13 protein-coding genes and 2 pseudogenes are annotated in these 20,830 nt (G+C 47.5%); 7 read left to right on the forward strand and 8 right to left on the reverse strand.

What is annotated here, in order from left to right:
• Nucleotides 1–33: 33 nt before the first annotated feature.
• From AC0L4K_RS04350 to AC0L4K_RS04360, 3 genes are all read right to left on the reverse strand, one after another.
• Entirely contained in the window at nt 34–666 is a 633-nt protein-coding gene (locus tag AC0L4K_RS04350) for a DUF2937 family protein (RefSeq protein ID WP_473268338.1), read from the reverse strand.
• A 204-nt stretch (nt 667–870) separates the two neighbouring features.
• Nucleotides 871–1,557, reverse strand: coding sequence for a response regulator (locus AC0L4K_RS04355; protein WP_417226152.1), 687 nt, complete (start codon nt 1,555–1,557; stop codon nt 871–873).
• A gap of 6 nt (nt 1,558–1,563) precedes the next feature.
• The gene (locus AC0L4K_RS04360) at nt 1,564–3,168 is read right to left on the reverse strand and encodes an ATP-binding protein (protein ID WP_473268339.1); all 1,605 of its coding nucleotides are present in this window, start codon (nt 3,166–3,168) and stop codon (nt 1,564–1,566) included.
• Between the two features lie 211 nt (nt 3,169–3,379).
• Here AC0L4K_RS04360 and AC0L4K_RS04365 point away from each other — a divergent pair, with 211 nt between their 5' ends.
• From AC0L4K_RS04365 to AC0L4K_RS04380, 4 genes are all read left to right on the forward strand, one after another.
• Entirely contained in the window at nt 3,380–4,363 is a 984-nt protein-coding gene (locus AC0L4K_RS04365; RefSeq protein ID WP_473268340.1) for a tripartite tricarboxylate transporter substrate binding protein, read from the forward strand.
• Between the two features lie 172 nt (nt 4,364–4,535).
• Nucleotides 4,536–5,009, forward strand: coding sequence for a tripartite tricarboxylate transporter TctB family protein (locus tag AC0L4K_RS04370; RefSeq protein WP_473268341.1), 474 nt, complete (start codon nt 4,536–4,538; stop codon nt 5,007–5,009).
• Nucleotides 5,010–5,013: 4 nt separating this feature from the next.
• A complete protein-coding gene (locus AC0L4K_RS04375) occupies nt 5,014–6,555 on the forward strand; it encodes a tripartite tricarboxylate transporter permease (protein WP_473268342.1) in 1,542 nt (513 codons plus the stop codon).
• Between the two features lie 176 nt (nt 6,556–6,731).
• On the forward strand, nt 6,732–7,676 hold the full coding sequence (locus AC0L4K_RS04380) for a porin (RefSeq protein ID WP_473268343.1): 945 nt from the start codon (nt 6,732–6,734) through the stop codon (nt 7,674–7,676).
• A 147-nt stretch (nt 7,677–7,823) separates the two neighbouring features.
• Here AC0L4K_RS04380 and modF read toward each other — a convergent pair.
• Together modF and ilvC are read right to left on the reverse strand one after the other, a co-directional pair.
• A pseudogene (gene modF / locus AC0L4K_RS04385) lies at nt 7,824–9,255 on the reverse strand (molybdate ABC transporter ATP-binding protein ModF).
• A gap of 104 nt (nt 9,256–9,359) precedes the next feature.
• A pseudogene (ilvC, locus tag AC0L4K_RS04390) lies at nt 9,360–10,836 on the reverse strand (ketol-acid reductoisomerase).
• Nucleotides 10,837–11,253: 417 nt separating this feature from the next.
• On the opposite strand from ilvC, the gene AC0L4K_RS04395 reads away from it, so the two are divergent.
• The gene (locus tag AC0L4K_RS04395; protein ID WP_417226137.1) at nt 11,254–13,812 is read left to right on the forward strand and encodes an EAL domain-containing protein; all 2,559 of its coding nucleotides are present in this window, start codon (nt 11,254–11,256) and stop codon (nt 13,810–13,812) included.
• 301 nt (nt 13,813–14,113) lie between these two features.
• On the opposite strand, the gene AC0L4K_RS04400 is transcribed toward AC0L4K_RS04395, so the two are convergent.
• Together AC0L4K_RS04400 and AC0L4K_RS04405 are read right to left on the reverse strand one after the other, a co-directional pair.
• Nucleotides 14,114–14,584, reverse strand: coding sequence for a hypothetical protein (locus AC0L4K_RS04400; protein ID WP_473268344.1), 471 nt, complete (start codon nt 14,582–14,584; stop codon nt 14,114–14,116).
• Nucleotides 14,585–14,679: 95 nt separating this feature from the next.
• Nucleotides 14,680–15,165, reverse strand: a complete 486-nt coding sequence (locus AC0L4K_RS04405; protein ID WP_417226133.1) for an Lrp/AsnC family transcriptional regulator — start codon at nt 15,163–15,165, stop codon at nt 14,680–14,682.
• Nucleotides 15,166–15,553: 388 nt separating this feature from the next.
• Here AC0L4K_RS04405 and leuA point away from each other — a divergent pair, with 388 nt between their 5' ends.
• Nucleotides 15,554–17,212 (forward strand): 2-isopropylmalate synthase, encoded by a 1,659-nt coding sequence (leuA, locus tag AC0L4K_RS04410; RefSeq protein ID WP_473268345.1) that lies wholly within the window; start codon nt 15,554–15,556, stop codon nt 17,210–17,212.
• Nucleotides 17,213–17,565: 353 nt separating this feature from the next.
• On the forward strand, nt 17,566–19,197 hold the full coding sequence (locus AC0L4K_RS04415; protein WP_417226130.1) for an MFS transporter: 1,632 nt from the start codon (nt 17,566–17,568) through the stop codon (nt 19,195–19,197).
• A 130-nt stretch (nt 19,198–19,327) separates the two neighbouring features.
• On the opposite strand, the gene AC0L4K_RS04420 is transcribed toward AC0L4K_RS04415, so the two are convergent.
• Nucleotides 19,328–20,626 carry a DEAD/DEAH box helicase gene (locus tag AC0L4K_RS04420; RefSeq protein ID WP_417226128.1) on the reverse strand — a complete coding sequence of 433 codons (1,299 nt, stop codon included), beginning with the start codon at nt 20,624–20,626 and terminating at the stop codon, nt 19,328–19,330.
• Between the last annotated feature and the right edge of the window lie 204 nt (nt 20,627–20,830).

Genomic DNA, 20,830 nt, shown 5'->3' on the forward strand with positions numbered 1-20,830 from the left:
TTATTAATATGTTAAATATTTTTCCCAGATAGATCAATGATCGGAACAGGGCTTATGGGTAGTGCTGGTTTTTTTACTACCGGTATCGGCTTTAAGGTTAGCTTTGATACGCGGTTTAGCGATTGGCTTAACGCCCAGCTGCGATTTGTATCGCGGTAATATTCGCCGGTAGACAACGCTAAAGGGAGCGGTGATGAGCAGATTCAATAATAGACCGGCGATTAGCCCAAAGGCTATCCCTTCGGTACTCAGAGGAATCCCAGGGGTAAAGTTATTGAGGGTTATTTCGAGGTAGTGATAGCGTGAAGGGGCAATCATATAGAGCGTTTTACTGATCAAATTGCCATTGGCAAATAGGGCCACACCCTGCTGCAGCTGTTCAAATTGTGCTAGCGTAGCGAGTTTTTGTTTTGCATCGGCACGCACACTTGGGACACTGTTTTGCCGGTGATGCTGAATCATGGCGCTGGCATCAGTATAACCAAAATCTTTTGCGGTACGATTATAGCCTTCAATCTGCCAATGGGTTGATTCATAGAGGCCGGCAAGAAACTGTTGATAATGATCAGCTAACTGCGGCACTTGCAACGCCAGCAGTAGTGTGGCCCCGAAAAGGAGTTTGTCTAATAGGGGCCCAACTAGTCGTCTAAACAGCCGTACAATCAACGCTACTTTTCCTGAAAATGATTTGAGATTCAGTATACCCGACTAACATTAACTTTTATGGGCGCTTTTCTGACCGAGGTTTTTTAGGCGTTGATTATTGCGATCACATGGCAACGATAAGTCTTGTTGGGGTTCTTACCCCACCTCAACCTACGTTCTTTTTCAAGCTACTAGCAAGTCGCGCAGCGGCGTTCTAACCACTAACTACTTTCTTTGATACCGTCTTTCAGGCCTGCCGACAGAACCGTAGCTGACTTCAGTAGAGAGTTCAGAACAACTGACCATATATTCCAGATAGCGACGGGCAGTGGTACGGCTGGCACCGATCAGTTCACCGGTTTCTTCAGCGTTCAGTGAATTATCACTCTGGGCGAATATGTTTCTGATCTTTTCTAGGGTAATGCCATCGATACCTTTAGGTAAACGGGCTTCCGGTTCCGAGATAGTTTCAATTGATGTGCTGCTTCGGGGTAAAACATCGTCTACTCCATTCTGATCAAGCGATTGGAGCGTCTCAAACTTAGTCAGATGTTGTTGGTAGTTGGTCAGGGTTTCCTGCAGTCGTTCGAATACCAGTGGCTTAAGAATATAATCGAAAACGCCAGCGTAAAGGGCTTCGCGCAGGGTTTCAACCTCTTTGGCCGCAGTGATCATTATGACATCAACTTTGCTGTTACCAGCACGTATTTTACGTAGTAATTCGAGTCCGGTACCAGTGGGAAACATGATGTCCAGTAGTAGTAACTGTGGTTGCAAAATCTCAATAAGATCCTCAGCTTCCTCTAAACCATGGGCGATACCTATTAGTTCAAAACCGTCGATTCGTTTCAGAAAACGGCGCTGGATCTCAGCTATTTGTGGGTCATCTTCTGCAATTACAACTTTAATCATCTGACTCTAGCCTGGTGTATTTTTATTTTTAGGAATGTAAACAATGAAGCGGCTGCTTCCGGTAGTTGTCGTTTCAATAGTGATAGTGCCACCGAGCTTATGCAGCAGACTCTGTACCAGGTGCAGACCGTAACCGTGGCCTTCCCGGTTCTTGCTGCTGTAGCCTTTTTTAAAAATATACTGCTGCTGTTGCTCGGATATTCCGGGCCCCTGATCTTCTATTTCAAAGATCAGGTCGTTACCCAGATCGGTCATCGATAGCTGAACTTTACCCTCACTACCATATGTCTGCAGCGTAGCTTCCAGCGCGTTATCGATCAGGTTTCCCAATATCGTAACTAACTGCTCCCGGGGCAGGTGATCGGGTAACTGCTTCATTTGGCTTTCAGGATCAATCACCAGTTTCAGCCCCAATTCTCGAGCCCGGTTATATTTTCCTAACAGGCAACCGGCCAGCACAGGATCGGGTGCTGCGTGCATTAACAGATGGATCAGTTCCTGATGACTGGCAGATTCCTGACCGATCAGATTGAGTGCTTCATCAGTCGCACCGATCTGTATCAGGCCAGAGATCGTATGTAGCTTATTGGAATATTCATGCGATTGGCTACGCAGGGTATCGGCATATTGTTGGATTCGGGTTAGCTTCTGGCTCACCATATCCAGTTCATCTTTGCGCCGAAAGCTGGAGACCGCACCGGTAATTTTATCGCCTTGCTTCAGGGGTAAGCGGTTAGCAATAATACATAAACTACCGCGCCAGACCTCTCTGTCATACTGTGGTTCACCGCTTTGCAGGACTTCCAGCATTGAGCTGTCAGATAGCACTTCATCAACTCTTCGGCCGATCAGATTGGTCTCTTTTGGCAGGCCCAAGGTTTCAATCGCTGTCTGATTGATGGTTGTGATCTCGCAGTTGCTGTTGATGGCGATAATGCCTTCACGTACAGATTCGAGTGTGGCGCGCTGCTCATCAAACAGTCGGGCGATCTGTTCCGGCTCGAGACCGAAGATCGCTTTCTTAAAATGGTTAGCAAACCAGACAGCGATCGTAGCGCTAAGCGCAAATGAAAGAATGATGACCACAATCAGCGTTGTGCGGTAGCGATTAATGATGGAGGAGACACGATCCAGGCTATATCCGACTGAAACCAGCCCGACAATTTTGTTTTCATCAGTGGGTGAATAAACAGGTACTTTGCCCCGCATAGACCAGCCGGTATGACCCAGGGCTTTGGAAATATATGAGCGGCCCTCCCGCAGGGGGATGGAATTATCGTCATTGTCATCATCTGCGAGTGACAGGCCTACCCACTTCGGATTGGGATGAGACAATCGTATCGCATTGTAGTCACCAAAGACGACAAAATTAGCCTGCGTTTTCAAGGCTAAAAATTTCCCCATTGGTTGTAGATAGACGCTGTCTCTACGTTCGACTGCCGAGGCAATTTCCGGCATGGCCGCCACCGTTTTAGCTATAAGCAGAGCGCGCTGACCAATCTGCTCATCCATGGAGTGCTGCAGGTACTGTAGGGCAAATAAACCGATAAAACCTGTCTGTACCAGCGCCATGACACCCAGAATCAGGATCATCCGTTGTTTAAGTTTCATTCGGTGCTCCTTCATATACAGTCCCATATGCTCTGTTGCAGTTTATTTAGCTACTGATTAGATATTAAGCAATAGAACGGCATAAGGCCCGTAAACAATATGAACTAAATGAATTTTATGTTTTAAAAAGCCTTTAAATTCATAAGCTTCATTTCGTAATGCTCAACATCTACCTTGCAGACATCACAAAAATAAAACTAGGAATTACCGGATGTTCTGTAAATCTATAAGTAAAAAATCGCTGATATCTGCCGCACTGACAACCTGTCTCACCGCGGGGGCCTCTTTTAGTGTTTCGGCTCTTGAGTCGGTACACTTTTTGATTCCTGGTGGCGCTGGTGGCGGCTGGGATTCCACTGCCCGAGGGACAGGTGAAGCTTTGGGTAAATCAGGTCTGGTTGATACAGTCTCATATCAGAATATGTCCGGTGGTGGCGGTGGTAAAGCTATTGCTCATCTGATCGAAACCGCAGGCCAGAAAACGGACACGCTGATGGTTAACTCAACGCCGATCGTGATCCGTTCCCTGTCAAAAGTCTTTCCACAGTCTTTCCGTGATCTGACACCTATAGCAGCAACTATCGGTGACTTCGGTGCTTTTGTCGTAAAGAAAGATTCTCCTTTTACAAACTTCGAAGAGGTGGTTGCTAACTTTAGAGAGAACCCCCGAAGCATAAAAGTTGGTGGTGGCTCCGTTCGGGGCAGCATGGACCATTTGGTTGCTGCAATGGCTTTTAAAGCGACAGGGGCTGATGTCCGCCAGGTTCGTTATGTTGGCTATGATGGTGGTGCTGAAGCGATGGCAGGTCTGCTTTCCGGTGAAACTTCTATTTTGTCTACGGGGTTCAGTGAAGCTCTGACGTTGGCCGAAGCCGGTGAAGTTAGGATCCTGGTAATGACTGGTGATGAGCGTAATGCTGCTGCGCCTGAAGTGCCGACTCTGAAAGAACTGGGATATGACTCAGTTTTTGTTAACTGGCGAGGATTCTTTGCGGCTCCAGGTACCTCCGAAAGTCAGAAGGCTGAGTTCGTTAAAGTATTGGGGGAAATGTATCAGACCGACGAATGGGAAAATGTTCGAGCGCGAAATGGCTGGGTTGAAATTTTCAAGCCGGATACAGAGTTCCTCACCTTCCTTGAACAACAGGAACAGGAAGTGGGTGGTTTGATGCGGGAATTAGGCTTTTTAAAATAACTTATCTTATATCTGCCCGGATATTTATAAATGGTGATCCGGTCAGTCTCTGTTATTTAACTGAAGTTTCAAAGCTTTTCTTCGGGCCTGTGCCTCAGTCCTTTGCCTTTGCTACAGGCCCGGAGCTTTCTAGATTGAAAGGACGGAATATTCCACCGTCCGGGAGCATCCTATGATTATTACTAAAGACCATATTGGTGGGTTGGTGTTTCTCTGCCTGTCGGTTGTTTACGGTTATTACGCCGGAGATATAGCGTTGTTACCCGGCGACGAGTTTGAACCCTTCCATGCGCAAACACTGCCTTACGCGCTTGCGACTCTCGGCGGAATTTTATCACTTGGATTATTATTTACCGCTGCCAAAGGTGTAGAGCATAAGCTCAGTCTACAAGGTTATGACTTTCTGTTAGTCGCCAAATTACTGCTGCTGGTGGTGGTCTTTGCCCTTGCGCTGGAGTGGGTTGGATTTATGCTGGCCACCATATTCTTTCTGATGTCGGGTTTCTGGTTACTGGGAGAGCGTCGACCGAAGATGCTGCTTCTGGCTTCGGTGCCTTTTGCTGTGGGTATCTGGTTTGCCCTGTCGCAGTTGCTGGATATCTATCTGGCACCCGGCAAGCTGTTAACTCAACTGTTCGGAGGATAAACATATGTTAGACGGAATTATTATCGGCCTATCAACTGCTGTGATGCCCTTTAACCTGATGATGGTTGTAGTTGGCTGCTTTGCCGGAACCTTTATCGGCATGTTGCCGGGCCTTGGCCCAATTTCTGCCGTAGCTCTGATGATACCAATCACCTATGGCCTTGATCCTTCATCAAGTATTATCCTGATGGCGGGTGTCTATTATGGCGCAGTTTTTGGTGCCTCCACTTCATCCATTTTAATCAATGCTCCTGGCTGTGCTGCCACTGTAGTCACCGCTTTTGATGGCTATCCACTGGCGCAGAAAAATCAGGCCGGTAAGGCACTGGCATTGGCTGCTTATTCTTCGTTTACCGGGGGAACTGTCGGAGCTTTGGCTTTACTCGTTGCTGCTCCGACTTTGGCTTCTGTGTCGTTGAGTTTTCAATCTACCGATTATTTTGCTCTTATGATTCTGGGGCTGACAGCGGTGGCTGCATTCTCGGGTAAAGGGCAGGTGATTAAAGCGCTGATGATGACAGTGTTCGGTCTGATGATTGCGACTGTTGGTACCGATACAACGTCTGGTGCGACCCGCTTTACCTTCGGCAATATTGATCTGATAGACGGTGTCAGTTTCCTGCTGCTGGCAATGGCCACCTTTGCATTGACTGAAGTGATAATGACGGTTCTGAATGGCCAGCATAAGGAAGACGAAAAACAGGTTGATATGAGTAAGCTCGGTAGCATGAAGCTGAGCAAGGAGGAGGTGAAAGAAGTTGCGCCTACGATAGCTCGTTCATCAATATTTGGTTTTTTCATTGGTGTGCTACCGGGGGCCGGTGCGACTATCGCTTCTTTTTTGGCCTATGGTCTGGAGCGAAATATAGCCTCAGCTAAAGAGAAACTGAAATTTGGCAAGGGCTCCCTGCGTGGTCTGGCTGCGCCGGAATCTGCCAATAATGCTGCTTCTACTGGCTCTTTCGTGCCACTGCTAACGCTGGGTATACCAGGTTCTGGTACTACCGCTATTATGCTGGGTGCTTTGATTGCCGCAGGCATTCAGCCTGGGCCGCGTTTGTTTATCGATAATCCGGATGTTTTCTGGTCGGTAATTATCTCAATGTATTTTGGCAACTTGGTACTACTGATTCTTAATCTACCGCTGATTCCATATATCTCTAAGCTATTGTTGATTCCGCGATCAATTCTGATTCCGATGATCTTGTTCTTTTCAATAACCGGTGTGTATCTGGTTAGTTTCAATACTTTTGATATTCAGATGATGGTGATTATTACGGTCATTGCGATCTTTCTTAAACTACTGCAATTCCCTATGGCTCCAATGCTGCTTGGTTTTATCCTCGGCGGAATGATGGAGTCTAACCTGAGCCGTGCACTCGTTATCTCAGATGGAAGCTTTGCCTTTCTGTGGGAACGGCCATTGACGTTTGGCATCGTTCTGACGGCTATTACCGTACTGTGTTTACCTCCGGCACTGGAATTCTTGTTCGGCCGCCGGAAAGACAAAGGGCCGGACGTCGCTGCAACTGAAGGAAAAGGCTGACCAGCCAAGACCTCTAAACCATATTTTTACCGGATTGATATTCCCTGACCTCTCGTCAGGGGCGGGCACTGCTGTGCCTGAGATCGAGCACCTGGGAATAACAGGGGCCCATCCTGTCCTGCAGGAGAAACCCTGAAAAACTATAAAAAGAAATACATTCACTAAAGTGGAGATTGATGATGAAGAAAGTTGTTTTAGCTACCGCTATCGCTGCGGCGACTTTGGTTGGTTCCGTTCAGGCGGCGACAGTCTATGAAGACAATGGCCTGACATATGTTCTTAAAGGCGACCTGCAGGTTCAGCTGCGACAGAAGATAGGTGATAACCAGGATCAAGATCTTGAGTTTGACGATCTGGAACTGAAAAATCGGGTGACCTATAGCCTTAATGAAGGGATGAGTGCGTTTGCACAACTAGATTACAGCTTCGATAAGCGTGCTAATGATCAGAGTAGTGATTCTCAGGATGGCGGTAAACTGGAGGAGGCGTATCTAGGTCTTAAGTTTGACAATGTTGCCCTGCGCGTTGGTAAGCAGAATTACTCTTCGGATGAGTTTAGTGTTGAAAAAGCGTATGAAACGGTTGTTGAAGACGACATTTTTGATCTGAACGATGATGCCGGTGATGATGTTATCCGTGTTGATGCTCAGTTTGATAGCGTCTTTGTGTCAGTTTCTACTGACCTTAAAGCAGAAGGTAATGGGGATAGTGATGGCACTAAATCCGCTGATCTATTTGTCTCTACCGAGGTGGGTAATCTGGGGTTGATGGCTGCGTATCAGAACTATCAAGAAACCGGCTCTGACTCAGTTTCGACCTGGGGTGTAGGTGTGACTTTTGATGCCGGCTTTGCAACGTTTGGTGCTGACTACGGGTCTATGGAAGATACCGCAGAGGTTTACAATTTGGTCGCCGCCTTCCCGGTTGCAAAGACTACGACGGTTGCGTTAGGTATTCAGAGCCGTGACGAAGATGCTGGAGATAACGTGACTGGCTGGTATGCCAATGCGACTTATAAGTTCCCTGAACAGAAAGGCGTCAGTCTTTTCGGTGAGGTTGGTGATAATGATGCCGATAATACCGATCCGGGTTATCTGGTAGGAATGCGTATCACCTTTTGAAGCTAAACTACGGTCACTGTGGCTGAGCATTATTTGCCTCCCCCTTCGGGCATTTGATCGCGTTACTGTCCCGTTCATCAACAAAGAAAAAAGCCCGGCTGTTATGCCGGGCTTTTTTTATCTACTTATCAGTATAGTGCAAAGCTATTAGCTATTTTCAGGCTCGCGTTTTTCCAATGCTAAATAGTGATCGATGCCTTTGATTTTGTCTTCAGCGTGATGGTTCACATAGAGCACGGCGGTTTCGCTACCGGCGCAGATCTTCTCGATCAGTGCTAATACCAGCTGGCGGTTCATATCATCTAGGCCTAGGCAGGGTTCGTCGAGAATCAAGAGGGGGATGCTTGACCATCGCACGGGCGATGAGTAACAGGCGCTGATCACCGTAGGATAGTTTGTTGAACGGGGTGTCGGCCCGGTCGGTCATGCCTAATAGTGCCAGCCATTGATCGGCGATCTGCTTCTGTCGATCAGTGGCTTTAGTGTATAGACCAATGCTGTCATAGAAGCCTGAAATAATGACATTTCGCAGGCCGGTACCGACTTTATATTCCCATTGCAAAGCGGTAGAAACATAGCCGATAAATTGTTTTATCTGCCAAATGCTTTCGCCGTTACCACGCTGAAAACCGAAGACAAAAATATCATTTACATAACACTGCGGATGATCCCCGGTAATGAGTGACAGCAGGCAGGTTTTACCACTGCCGTTAGGGCCGCTGAGTTGCCAATGTTGATTGGGCTCGATGGTCCAGTCGAGTGAATCGATAATACGGTGACCATCGTAAGTTACATTAATCTTATTCAGTCGCACTAGGGGCTGGGTTGGGTCAAGCGGTGGCAGGGCGGTATCACTGTCAGTGGGCGGCACTTGAAGTTCGGTGGTTTTCAGGTGCAACAGATGATATAGCTCGTTATAGGCCTGTGAATCATGCCGGTTGATCTGGTGTTGTAAGCGGCCCTGATCGACATAGGCGATATGGGTAATGAAATCGGGAAACTCATCGAAGCGGTTAAGCACCAAGATCATCGGTACGGTTTCGACTAAACCGAGCAGATACTGTTGCAGCATCTCTAGGGTATGGGCGTCGAGGCCGTCGAAGGGCTCATCGAGTACCAACAGCTCAGGCTCACTGGCCAACGCCCGAATCAGCATCACTTTGCGGGATTCACCGGTGGATAACTTACGGAATGCACGGTCGAGTAGGGATTCGAGTTTGAACATTGCGACCAGTTGTTGAATCAGCGCTGGATTGCGCTCGCCCTCATGGAGTATCTCATGCACAGGAGTACCTTCGGCGATAACATCCATAATATCAGCGTCGTCTTTTTTCCGTTCCCGCTCAATCAGTTCCGCCTGTGCTTCAAAGGATACTAAGCCTACCTTCGCTGGAACACCGCTCATTGAACCGCTAACGATGTCGCCAGCTCCCGCCAAAATAGCAGCTAATGCTGATTTACCTGCGCCGTTCGTGCCGGTAATCACCCAGTGTTGGGTATCATCCAGTTGCCAGTTGATCTCATCTAGCTGAAAGCGATCATCGAAGTTGACGGTGAGGTTTTCGAGGCGAATATTCATAGCGATCCGAAGTCTGTGTTAGGTTGTTTTGAATGCTAAAAAAAAGGCCAGGAGGTGAGTCCTGGCCTTCATCTACCTGTTATTCATCACAGGTGAGGTCGTTATTAAACGATCTTCTTCATGTCAGCCATGTGGCCACGCAGAACAGAACCGATCGCTTCAACAGGATGTGAACGCAGGGCAGCGTTAACTTCGATCAAGCGAGCGTTGTCGACGCCAGTGTCGTCCAGTTCCAGACCTTTACCGATAACATCGGTTTTAATGTCTTTCATGAAGTCAGCCAGCAGTGGCAAGCATGCGTGGTTGTACAGGTAACAGCCGTATTCTGCTGTATCAGAGATAGTTGCGTTCATCTCGTACAGTTTCTTACGGGCAATAGTGTTAGCGATCAACGGTGTTTCGTGCAGTGATTCGTAATAAGCAGAATCAGGGATGATGCCCGCAGCTGTCATCGTTTCAAAAGCCAGTTCAACACCCGCTTTAACCATAGCAACCATCAGAATACCGTTATCGAAATATTCCTGTTCGGAGATCTCGACATCGCCAGCAGGGGTTTTTTCGAACGCTGTTTCAGCGGTTTCTGCACGCCAGCCCAGCAGGTTCTTATCATCATTAGCCCAGTCTTCCATCATGGTGCGAGAGAAGGTGCCATCGATGATGTCATCTTGATGCTTGTTGTACAGCGGACGCATGATCTGCTTCATCTCTTCAGCCAGATCAAATGCTTTGATTTTAGCTGGGTTAGAAAGACGGTCTAGCATGTTAGTCACGCCGCCGTATTTCAGCGCTTCAGTGATGGTTTCCCAACCGTACTGAATCAGCTTAGAGGCATAACCGGCATCAATACCTTCTTCAACCATTTTGTCGAAGCACAGTAGAGAACCGGTTTGCAGCATACCGCACAGGATAGTCTGTTCACCCATCAGGTCAGACTTAACTTCAGCGATGAAAGAGGACATCAATACGCCCGCTTTATGACCACCCGTACCAACGGCATAAGCCTTAGCCAGTGCTAAGCCTTCACCTTTAGGATCGTTATCTTCGTGAACAGCGATCAGCGTCGGTACACCGAAACCACGTACATATTCAGCACGTACTTCAGAACCAGGGCACTTAGGTGCAACCATGATAACGGTCAGGTCTTCACGGACTTTCATACCTTCTTCAACGATGTTGAAACCGTGAGAGTAAGACAGGCAAGCGCCTTCTTTCATAAGAGGCATAATAGCGTTAACAACCGGCGTGTGCTGTTTATCAGGTGTCAGGTTAAGCACAACATCAGCGGTAGGGATCAGTTCTTGATAAGTACCTACAACAAAACCATTCTCAGTCGCGTTTTTCCAAGACTGACGCTTTTCAGCGATGGCTGCTTCACGCAAAGCGTAAGAAACATCGAGGCCACTGTCGCGCAGGTTCAGACCCTGGTTCAGGCCTTGAGCACCACAACCGATAACAACCATTTTTTTGCCTTTCAGAGCGTCAACGCCATCGCTGAACTCGTCCATCGACATGAAGCGGCATTTGCCCAGTTGTTCCAGTTGCTCACGCAGTGGCTAGCGTGTTGAAGTAGTTATTAGACATATCTGATAGTTCCGGTTAATTAAGTCATAGCCGAGGGCGGTGACTGAAAATTCTGTTCATTTACCTAGCAGGTACAACATTTCCGGCAAGGCTCAAAATCAGGCAGGCGGACATTATACAGACAGCCCGACTGAAATTTAATAGGGCTACTCTATAGAAAAAGTAATCTTGCGTATATTGATATATGTAAATCACAGTGTTGCAATAAATGAAATGTTAGCGAGGTGCCGTCAGCTGTGCTGAATCAATTCAAACGGGTGTTTTCTCATGATGCAACAGTGGTAGTAGGTTTTGTGGTACCAGATTGGTGATTACTAGGCTAAAAATGTATCGAAACTAGACTAGAATGATAGTTTAAGCCGAATTCGAGACCCGCTAATGATGAATGTTTCTAGAAAGATGAGCTGGATTGTGATTTTGAGCTCATTGGCAGTGTTACTGCCCGCATTGTTAGTGTTTTACTATACGGCAAGAGCAGAGCTGCTCGATAAAGAGCTATCGCAACATCAAGAATATATGCAGATGACGGCCGATAACTTTCAATCTGATTTAGCTATCTATACTACCAGCCTGAAAAAGTTAAATCAGTTGGTCAATCGGCAACTGGACGACACCGGTGCAAAAGATACGGATCGATTCGATACCCGTATGGCTATCTCTGAAGACGGTGCTTGGCGTAATAAGAAAGATAGCTATGATGGCGACATCGAAGCGGGTTTGTTTTTACCGCCTGATTACCATGTTACTGCAGAGACCAAGCTGTTTTACGGCAGAATGTTTGATATTTTTGAAACCTTTGGGGTTGCCACCAGTAGTGATAAAGCCTTCAGTAATATTTGGTTTCTAGATCATGAACGTGGTGAACTAATTTATGATCAAGCATTTCCTGACTTTGTTTATCTGATGTCCCCGGACACCGATTATACCTCTACCGAATGGATGACCTTAGCCTCGCCGGAGCGTAACCCCGAGCGAGAAATTCGCTGGACGCCTCCGCTCTTCGATCCTGTTCCAGGTACGTGGATGGTGAGTGCCGTTTATCCTTTAGATATCGAGGGGGAATGGGTCGGCACCCTCGGGCAAGATGTACAATTAAATCGTTTATTCAAGCTTATTCAAGGCATGAGTGAGATGTATGACGATGAGCAGTACATTTTAAGAGATAGCCAGGGCGGTTTTATTTTGGCAGGACCTTGGCAAAAACAGTTAGAGGATGGTGTTGAGACGTTTTCCATCGATTCTCAAGAAACCGAACTGTTGTCCATCTTAGCTAAACCGTTGCCAAATAAGGCGGTGTTGATGGGTGAGGTGATGGTGCAGGGCAAATCCTATCAAGCCATCGGCGTCTCTCTACAGCCGATGAACTGGAGCTATGTCCACTTAATCCCCACCGGCACTATTTTAGATAGCCTCGTTAAAATGGTTTATATCGCTGCGCTCTTTTTTGTGTTCACGGCCCTTGCTATCAGTGTGCTGATTAACGGTGCTGTGCGTAAAGTGATCTCTAAACCGATTGAACAGTTGGTGCTACGCACCCGGTTGTTTGCTATAGGGCTTAAGCCCGAACCTGTTTCAAATTGGGGCAGTACAGAAATAACAGAATTAGCCCTAGCATTGGATATGATGAATGATGACCTTGATCGGGAAACCAATCGTCTAGCCTTTATGGCCACCCACGATGACTTAACCGGCTTGCCCAATCGTAGCTTACTGAATGATCGTTTAGAACAGATTATTGCCGATGCTAAACGTAATAACAGCAAAGCGGCGGTGCTGTTTCTCGATTTAGATCAGTTTAAAACTATTAATGATTCCTTGGGCCACTCGGTCGGCGATAAACTGCTTAAAATGGTCGGTGAGCGCATCTCTTTTCAGCTGCGAGAGGAGGATGTAGTGTCCCGCTTTGGTGGTGACGAGTTTGTGGTTGTGGTCTCCGAGTTTGAGCATATGCTGGATCTGTCAAACATTGCCGAGAAGCTGCTCTTCATTATTAAACAGCCCTATATCATCGATGGTTATGATCTGAGTATTACCAGCAGTATCGGGATTAGTGTTTGTCCTGAAGATTCAGATGTTGCCGAGATCTTAATCCAAAATGCTGATACCGCAATGTATCAATCGAAAGATCTTGGGCGGAATGCTTTCCAGTTCCATACCAAGGATATTCGAGAGCGGGTGCTGCGTAAATTACAGCTAGAAGATGCGCTGCGTAAAGCCCTCGACGATAATCAATTTGTCCTCTATTACCAGCCAAAAGTGAATCTGAATACGCAGCAGGTTTATGGCATGGAGGCGCTGATTCGCTGGCAGCATCCGGAGATGGGGATTGTTTCACCGCTGGAGTTTATCCCCTTAGCGGAAGAGACTGGGCTGATTATCGATATCGGTGAGTGGGTTATCGAGGAAGCCTGTCTACAGATGAAAGCCTGGACTGAATATTACCCTTGGTTAAAAAATATGGCCATCAACCTCTCTGTTCGTCAGTTCCAGCAGAAAGATTTTTGCCAACAGATAGAACTCTTTATGTTTGATAAGAAAATCGATAGCTCGAAAATCGATTTTGAAATAACTGAAAGTATGATCATGGGGGATGTTGAGGCGGCGATCAGTGTATTAGCCAAACTGAGAACCTTAGGCGTTTCGATCAGTATCGATGACTTTGGTACCGGTTATTCCAGTTTGAGTTATTTGAAGCATCTGCCTGCGGACACTTTAAAAATAGACCGTGCCTTTGTTAAAGAGCTGGTGAATGATCAGAATGATCAGGCGATTACCAAATCGATTATCGCCTTGGCGACTAACCTTGGATTGAGTGTGATTGCCGAGGGTATAGAGGAGCCGGAACAGGCCGCGATGCTGAAACAGATGGGGTGTGATTATGCACAGGGTTACTATTTTAGCCGGCCACTACCCGCGCATGAGATGAGCTTACTGTTGGAAAAGCAGCATGAGGCGACCGAATCCGGCTTTAATTAAGCCATACAGCTGTTTTTGTGATGGTATCGTCTGTTTTATAAGAGGCGGTATAAGAGACGCTATAAGAGGTGATATCAGCGTTGATGTTTGTATCTCCAAAGGATATGGCAAAAGGTGTCTGGCAGGGCTAGCGGACGGCATCCAATGGATCTCGATGAGCGTTGATGATTCAAAAATAGGAAGCGGGTCAGTTTGAATCAGCACTGATATATAGATATTTAACGGGCATAAAAAAAGCAGCGCATTCGAGAATGGGCTGCTTTTTTTATGAGGCGCAGTTGTCAGCGCTTAGGCAATTTACTCAGTCAAGCCCTGCTAAGAGTGCGCGCCATAAGGGATGAGAAAAATCCTCATCTTTCATCAGCGTTTTAAATGAGGTGCTCTGTTGCTGCACTTCTAAAAAGACTTTATTTGCCATTTTTAGTTTTTCTTTCAGCGGCTGTTCAGACGTGAAAGGGCGCATAGACACGCGGTTACCGGAATGTGTCACACCATTACTGGTGTAGCCGATGGTCGGTGTTAAAGCGTAAGCCTGATTATCAATCCACACGGTAGCGCTCTTGATGGAGTGGTATTCTCCGCTCACGGCGACTTTCAGTGTTCTTGGACGGGTGTTTTTTAGGTATAGCGCACTGCAGACGTCGAATTGATTACAGGAAAGTGATTGAATCACCTTATCTGAGAGATCATACGGCAGTTTATATTCCGGCTGGTTAGCGACGCTGCTGCAGCCCGTCAGCAGAGCGAGGCAGAATATGAACGGATATTTCATGGTGTGTCCCTTCTTGAAATCGATAAGGTAAAATTTTTTATTGATTAACTGATTATAACGGGGATTACCAATGCTTCAATCATTGTTTGCCGCAATTATTCGATATAGTTCAACGGTACTGCCGTGGTATCGACGATTTTGCGCATAATAAACGATGACTTTACACCGGTTACACCTTGAATTCGGGTGATTTTTCCCAGCAGGATGTCGTGGTAGCGATCCATGTCAGGCACGGCAACTTTGAGTTGATAATCGGCATCGTGTCCGGTAATTAGATAGCACTCCATTACTTCTGGGAAACCGGTGATCGTGTTTTCAAACGCTTCAAACCGTTCGGGAATATGTTTATCCATACTAATATGCAGGATCGCCATTAAGTTAAGATCCACCGCTCGTTCATCTAACCGTACAACTCGTTCACGAATAACGCCCGTGTCTTCCAGCGCTTTGACTCGGCGGGAGCAGGGTGCTGCGGTGAGGCCTACTTTCTCCGCTAGATCTTGATTGGATAGCCCGCCATCCCGTTGTAATTCGCGCAATATTTTTAAGTCAAAACGGTCGATAGCATGGTTTGATTTCATAGTTTGATCGCCTTGCGCAATAATATTTAATGGTTGAGTGTATTTAATTTATTTTAATTGCGCAATATTGTTAAATTTTTTGTATTTAGCGCAGTTATTGCGCAGTAATCCCTTTAAACTTTGCTCTATTGATTGCTGCAGCGAATCATACTTGCCGAGAACCTCCAAAGCAGCCGTTATCAGCGGATGTGGATGACAACACCAAAAGTGTTTAATCAGGTTTAAGCACCAGTCTACCGGACTGATTAATGTGTACCAAAAGTATGCCAGAGAGTGATTTGATCCCGCGCCCTGTTGCGCGGGATTTCAATAGAGAGAGCCGCTTAACCGGCGACAATCATTTAGAAACCCTATTCTGCCGCAGGCAGAGATTTAGCAGGACGAGACTATGTTCGATCATCGTAAATACAAAGCATTTGAACCGATCCGTTTGACTGACCGTACTTGGCCGGACAATACGCTCACGCAGGCACCTGACTGGTGTAGTGTTGATCTACGGGACGGTAATCAGGCGCTCGTAAATCCGATGAGTGTTGAGCAGAAAACGCGCCTGTTCGACCTGCTGGTGAAACTGGGTTTTAAAGAGATTGAGGTGGGATTTCCATCGGCCTCGAAGCCCGACTTTGATTTTGTGCGTAAATTGGTGGACGAGCAGCGGATTCCCGATGATGTCACCATTCAGGTGCTGACACAGGCACGGGAAGAGCTGATTGAACGTACTTATGAAGCGATGGCCGGGGTGAAAAAAGCGGTTATCCATGTGTATAACTCCACCTCAACGGTGCAGCGAGAACAGGTGTTTGGTCAGTCTCGAGACGGGATCAAGGCCATTGCCGTACAGGGCGCCAAATGGGTGCAGCAGTATGCACAGCAGCACCCCAATACTGAATGGTCGTTCCAGTACTCGCCGGAAAGCTTTAGTGGTACTGAGATGGATTATGCCATTGAGGTCTGTGATGCCGTCATTGAGCAGTGGCAGCCACAGAGCGGCCGCGACATTATTATTAATTTGCCGGCAACCGTGGAAATGTCCACGCCGAACCGTTTTGCCGATCAGGTTGAATATTTCTGCCGCAACTTAGTCAATCGCCAGTACGTGCGTATTAGCCTGCATACCCATAATGACCGTGGTTGTGCCGTGGCTGCAGCAGAGCTTGGCTTGCTGGCGGGGGCTGACCGTATCGAAGGCACATTGATGGGTAATGGTGAGCGTACCGGTAATATGGATGTTATCACCATGGGAATGAACCTGTATTCTCAGGGGATAGATCCAAAGCTGGATTTCTCTAATATTATGGAGATTAATGAGGTGGTGGAAAGCTGCACCGGTATTCCAGTCGGCGTGCGTCACCCATGGGCAGGGGAACTGGTCTATACCGCTTTCTCCGGTAGCCATCAGGACGCGATTCGCAAGTCGGTTAACTATCACACCGAGCATGAAAAGCAGCATTGGGATGTGGCTTATCTGCCGATCGATCCTCGTGATATTGGCCGCGAATATGAGGAGATTGTACGCATCAACTCGCAGAGTGGTAAAGGCGGCGTGGCACTGGTGTTAGAGCGGGACTATGCGATTAGTCTGCCAAAATGGATGCACTCTCCTCTGAGCCGCGTGGTTCAAGGGGCGGCAGAGCAAAGTGGCGTGGAAGTATCGCCGAGTAATATTAAGCGTTTGTTTGATGAGCAGTTTATTGCGGTGCAGAGTCAGTGGCAGTTAGATGATTATGATCTGCACACCGAAGGTCACCATGTGAGTGCCCACTTCCGTATCGGCGAAGTGCATTTTGATGGGCAAGGTGCCGGTGCACTTGAAGCACTGTGTTGCGCCCTGAAGCAAGGCTTCAACTGCGACATTGAGGTCATTAACTTTGACCAGCACGCTATCAGCGGCGGCACTGATGCGAAGGCGCAGGCTTCGATTGAGGTACAGATTAACGGCACGGACTATTATGCCGTGGCCGTGGCGGGTGATACCTCGGCCGCGACCTTGCAAGCAATGTTGACCGCCTTTAGCCGTACCGAGCTTGAAGTAACTCAAGCTGCTTAATGTGATCTATAAACAAAACCCGGTTCACTGCCGGGTTTTGTTTATGTTTAAGTTTTCGTTAATATTCTAAATTGCTGTTGAACCTAGACGGCGTCACTATTCTCCGTTCTATTATTCCTCATTTTACTTCTATTTCTTCTGCTATTTATTTCATATGCTGAGCTGGTGGTTGAGAGGCCACAGTTGCGGAGAGCGATTTGCTGAAAGAATTTTAACCCGGTATGGTTTCATTTAAGTGGCATGGGAATATCAACGGCCGTGCAAGACAAAGACGCCAATGAATCGGTGCGGATGAGACTGTGTTTAGGGCATTGGCTATTCGTTAGGGTTTATTTCAATGGGTTAACAGACTAATGCAAACTAATATTTTGCTTCGTATTCAGCCAATTTTGTTTGCTATTTTTGCCATGGCGGTAAGCCATAATCTATTTTTCGTGATGCTGCCGATACGCCTTAAAGAGGGCGGCTTCGCCTCGTCGGATATTGGCATGGCCATGAGTATGTTCGCGGTTGGCGCGATTATGGCCGGTTTGTTTGGCTCACGAGCGGTGCTCAGGGCGGGACATATTCGGGCGTTTGCCTCGATGGCGGCGATGCTGGCGATTGTGTCAGTGTGCCACAGCTATTTTATTAATATCTGGATTACCGGTGGGTTGCGGATGGTGGCAGGCTTCTGCTTTGTCACTAGTTTTATTACTTTGGAAAGTTGGCTGAATGTACTGAGTGATAAACGCAACCGAGGCACGGTGTTTGGTACTTATCAGATCTGTTTTGCAATCGGCTTTGGTTCTGCGCCGTTTCTCTTTAGTTTATCCAATGAACAGGATCCCCGCTTATTTGGGTTGATCGGCGTATTTCTCTGTGTCTCGTTAATTATTATGTCGATGAGTCGGTTGCCGTTGCCCGAGTTGCCGAGCCGTCCGCGCCCCATGTCACCTAGAGCGTTATGGCACTACTCTCCCTCGGGAACTCTATCTTGTTTCTGTGCTGGTTTAATCAGTGCCGCCAGTGTCTCATTAATCTCCCTGTATGCTTATGACCATGGGATCACCGGTATCTGGTTATCACTGGTGTTGGGTTCCTATCAATTGGGCGGATTGTTAACTCAGTACCCGGTGGGGTGGCTGGCGGATCGTTATGATAAACGTATCGTCGCCGCAGGCCTGATGGGCATGGGGGTTTTTAGTAACTTACTGATTATCGCCGAAAGCTTTATACCGATGCCGATCGAGGTGTTAGTGGTACTCTTTTTGTTATCCGGTGGTTCAGGCGTGGCATTGTTCCCGTTAGCGGTGACTCAGGTGTTCGATCATATTGACCTCAAAGATGCGATGTCGGCCACCAGTATGATGCAAATCCTGTTGGGCTGTGGCGGTATCTTGGGCCCTATTATTGCTGGCTTTTTGATGACTGAGTTTGATGCTATCTGGCTGTACTATTATTTGGTTGCTGTACATCTGTTTGTAGTGGTGTTCCTGTTAATTCGTAAGCTCTATGTACGCACCGAAACACTCGAGGCCAGTGCGAAATATCAGGTCAGCATGCAGGGCACCTCAGTAGGGTCTGGGGTGCTGGAATCTCAGTTGAGCTACAATCTAGCTGAAATTGGCGACCCGGAACTGAAGCTGCTGCTAGTGGCGTTGGGGCAATACCCAAAAGATCCCGATATTTTGATCAGTACGGCGTTGGAAGGTTCTTCCTTGAAACCTCAGGATGTCGCTATCCATATGGTCTTGGCGCTGCCTAAAGGCTCTGGGGAATTGATAAAACGCTTAGTGCTGTTATTTCCTGATGATCGATTGGCTATTGCCTATTCATTGCGTGATCTGTTTATTCTGCGCAAGGAACGGATCAACGCTATGTTGTTGGAAGCCTTGGTTGACGGTGCGGATGATGCCGAGCGCACCGAGATTGATTCGATGATGGCGCATATTCTTCGTGAATTGAATGAAGAGGATGAGCAGTTAAGCGCAAGCTCGGTTTAAGTTCTGCGGGTGTAAATTGAATTCGTCTAAGAGGTCGGTGAGTAATCGCTAGAAACAGCAAAGCCACCGACGAGGTGGCTTTGTGGTCAGTTATTGGTCTGCCGACTTATCGGTCGCTCAAACCGAGTGCTTAAGATTTAGGTTTTTTCGGCCCGCGTCCCACCCGTTTCTTGGGTGATTTCTTCTGCGAAGCAGCCTTTTTAGCGGCGGCTTTGGCAACCGCTTTTTTGTTCTTCACTTTAGGCTTTTTCGGTTTTGCTTTGCCACTGCCCTTGCCGGGTTCTGGATTTTTTGGTGCGAGGCCGGGGAAGGTTGCCCTCGCTAGTTTATCGCCAATAAAGCGTTCGATCTTACCCAGTGTTGGCCAATCTAACGGTTCAACAATCGACCAGACGGTGCCTTTGGCGCCATCGCGGCCAGAACGGCCTGCACGGTGCACATAGCTATCGGCCTTCATTGGCAGATAGAGGTTGATGACATGGGTTAGGTCGGGCAGATCTAAGCCGCGGCCCACCACATCGGTGGCGATGATCAGTTTGATCCGCCCACGACGCATCTCTTTAATCCGTTGAGTCCGTTCACTCTGACGCATATCACCGTGCAGGCCATAGCAAAGCATGCCGGCATTGCGGATGATATTGACCCAGTGTTCGACTTGCTTACGGCTGTTGACGAAGATAATGCCCTGTTTGAGTTCTGGTTGGTGGATCAAGGCTTTGAGCAAGTACTCTTTATGTTGCTCATTATCTGCGCGGTAGATCGTTTGCTCGATATTTGTTGGGATTTGCCGAGGTTGTTCAACGGCGACAATCTGCGAATCTTCATTAAGCAGGTCGGTGGCGAATTGTTGAATCTTTTCGCCCTCAAGAGTGGCCGAAAACATCAATGTTTGACGTTCTAGCGGCAGCACATCGGCAATCTGTTTGATATCGTGGATAAAGCCCAGGTCGAGCATCCGATCGGCTTCATCGATAATCAGCATATCCACTGTCGATAGATCTAGCCATTCCTGAGCATTGAGCTCGAGTAGGCGTCCGGGGGTGGCGATCATAATATCGATGGGTTCAGCCAGCATCCCTTTTTGCATACCAAAGGGTACGCCACCGACAATCAAACAGCTTTTGATACGGTTGGTTTGGGTTTGTAGCTGGATCACCTGATAGATCTGTTTTGCTAGTTCCCGAGTCGGAGCTAGAATCAATATCTGTGGTGCGCTACTGCGATCTTGCTCACTATCAAATACTTTCTGTAGCGCAGGCAAGACAAAGGCTAGGGTTTTACCTGTACCGGTGGGGGCTGACGCCAGCAGATCAAAACCTTCCAGTGCCACAGGGATTGCCTGTTGCTGGATTGGACGGGGGCTGAGAAAGTTGTTGTCAGCCAGAGGGCCCAGAATTTCAAGATCCAGGTTTAGGTCGATAAAGAACATCGAGGAGTACTCACAGAATTAAAGGCGCAAGCATACCTTATTTTTGCCAATCCGGATATTTGGCATAAGGGTGAATACTGACTTTATGGGCACTATTTGATGAATTTTTTCCGATATTTGCCAGTGATTGAGATTGCGCCTTGAGGTAGGCCTTCACAACGCCTATCATTCCGCGCTGACCGGTTATAATGGGTGCGGGTGTCG

It is taken from the genome of Amphritea sp. GJ51-11, from assembly GCF_055808735.1.

What these genes read in the sequence shown, in the direction of transcription:
- AC0L4K_RS04380 (WP_473268343.1), top strand. Translation starts at nt 6,732, where the DNA reads ATGATGAAGAAAGTTGTTTTAGCTACCGCTATCGCTGCGGCGACTTTG.
- leuA (WP_473268345.1), top strand. Translation starts at nt 15,554, where the DNA reads ATGTTCGATCATCGTAAATACAAAGCATTTGAACCGATCCGTTTGACT.
- AC0L4K_RS04365 (WP_473268340.1), top strand. Translation starts at nt 3,380, where the DNA reads ATGTTCTGTAAATCTATAAGTAAAAAATCGCTGATATCTGCCGCACTG.
- AC0L4K_RS04405 (WP_417226133.1), bottom strand. Translation starts at nt 15,165, where the DNA reads ATGAAATCAAACCATGCTATCGACCGTTTTGACTTAAAAATATTGCGC.
- AC0L4K_RS04355 (WP_417226152.1), bottom strand. Translation starts at nt 1,557, where the DNA reads ATGATTAAAGTTGTAATTGCAGAAGATGACCCACAAATAGCTGAGATC.
- AC0L4K_RS04400 (WP_473268344.1), bottom strand. Translation starts at nt 14,584, where the DNA reads ATGAAATATCCGTTCATATTCTGCCTCGCTCTGCTGACGGGCTGCAGC.
- AC0L4K_RS04420 (WP_417226128.1), bottom strand. Translation starts at nt 20,626, where the DNA reads ATGTTCTTTATCGACCTAAACCTGGATCTTGAAATTCTGGGCCCTCTG.
- AC0L4K_RS04375 (WP_473268342.1), top strand. Translation starts at nt 5,014, where the DNA reads ATGTTAGACGGAATTATTATCGGCCTATCAACTGCTGTGATGCCCTTT.
- AC0L4K_RS04370 (WP_473268341.1), top strand. Translation starts at nt 4,536, where the DNA reads ATGATTATTACTAAAGACCATATTGGTGGGTTGGTGTTTCTCTGCCTG.
- AC0L4K_RS04415 (WP_417226130.1), top strand. Translation starts at nt 17,566, where the DNA reads ATGCAAACTAATATTTTGCTTCGTATTCAGCCAATTTTGTTTGCTATT.
- AC0L4K_RS04360 (WP_473268339.1), bottom strand. Translation starts at nt 3,168, where the DNA reads ATGAAACTTAAACAACGGATGATCCTGATTCTGGGTGTCATGGCGCTG.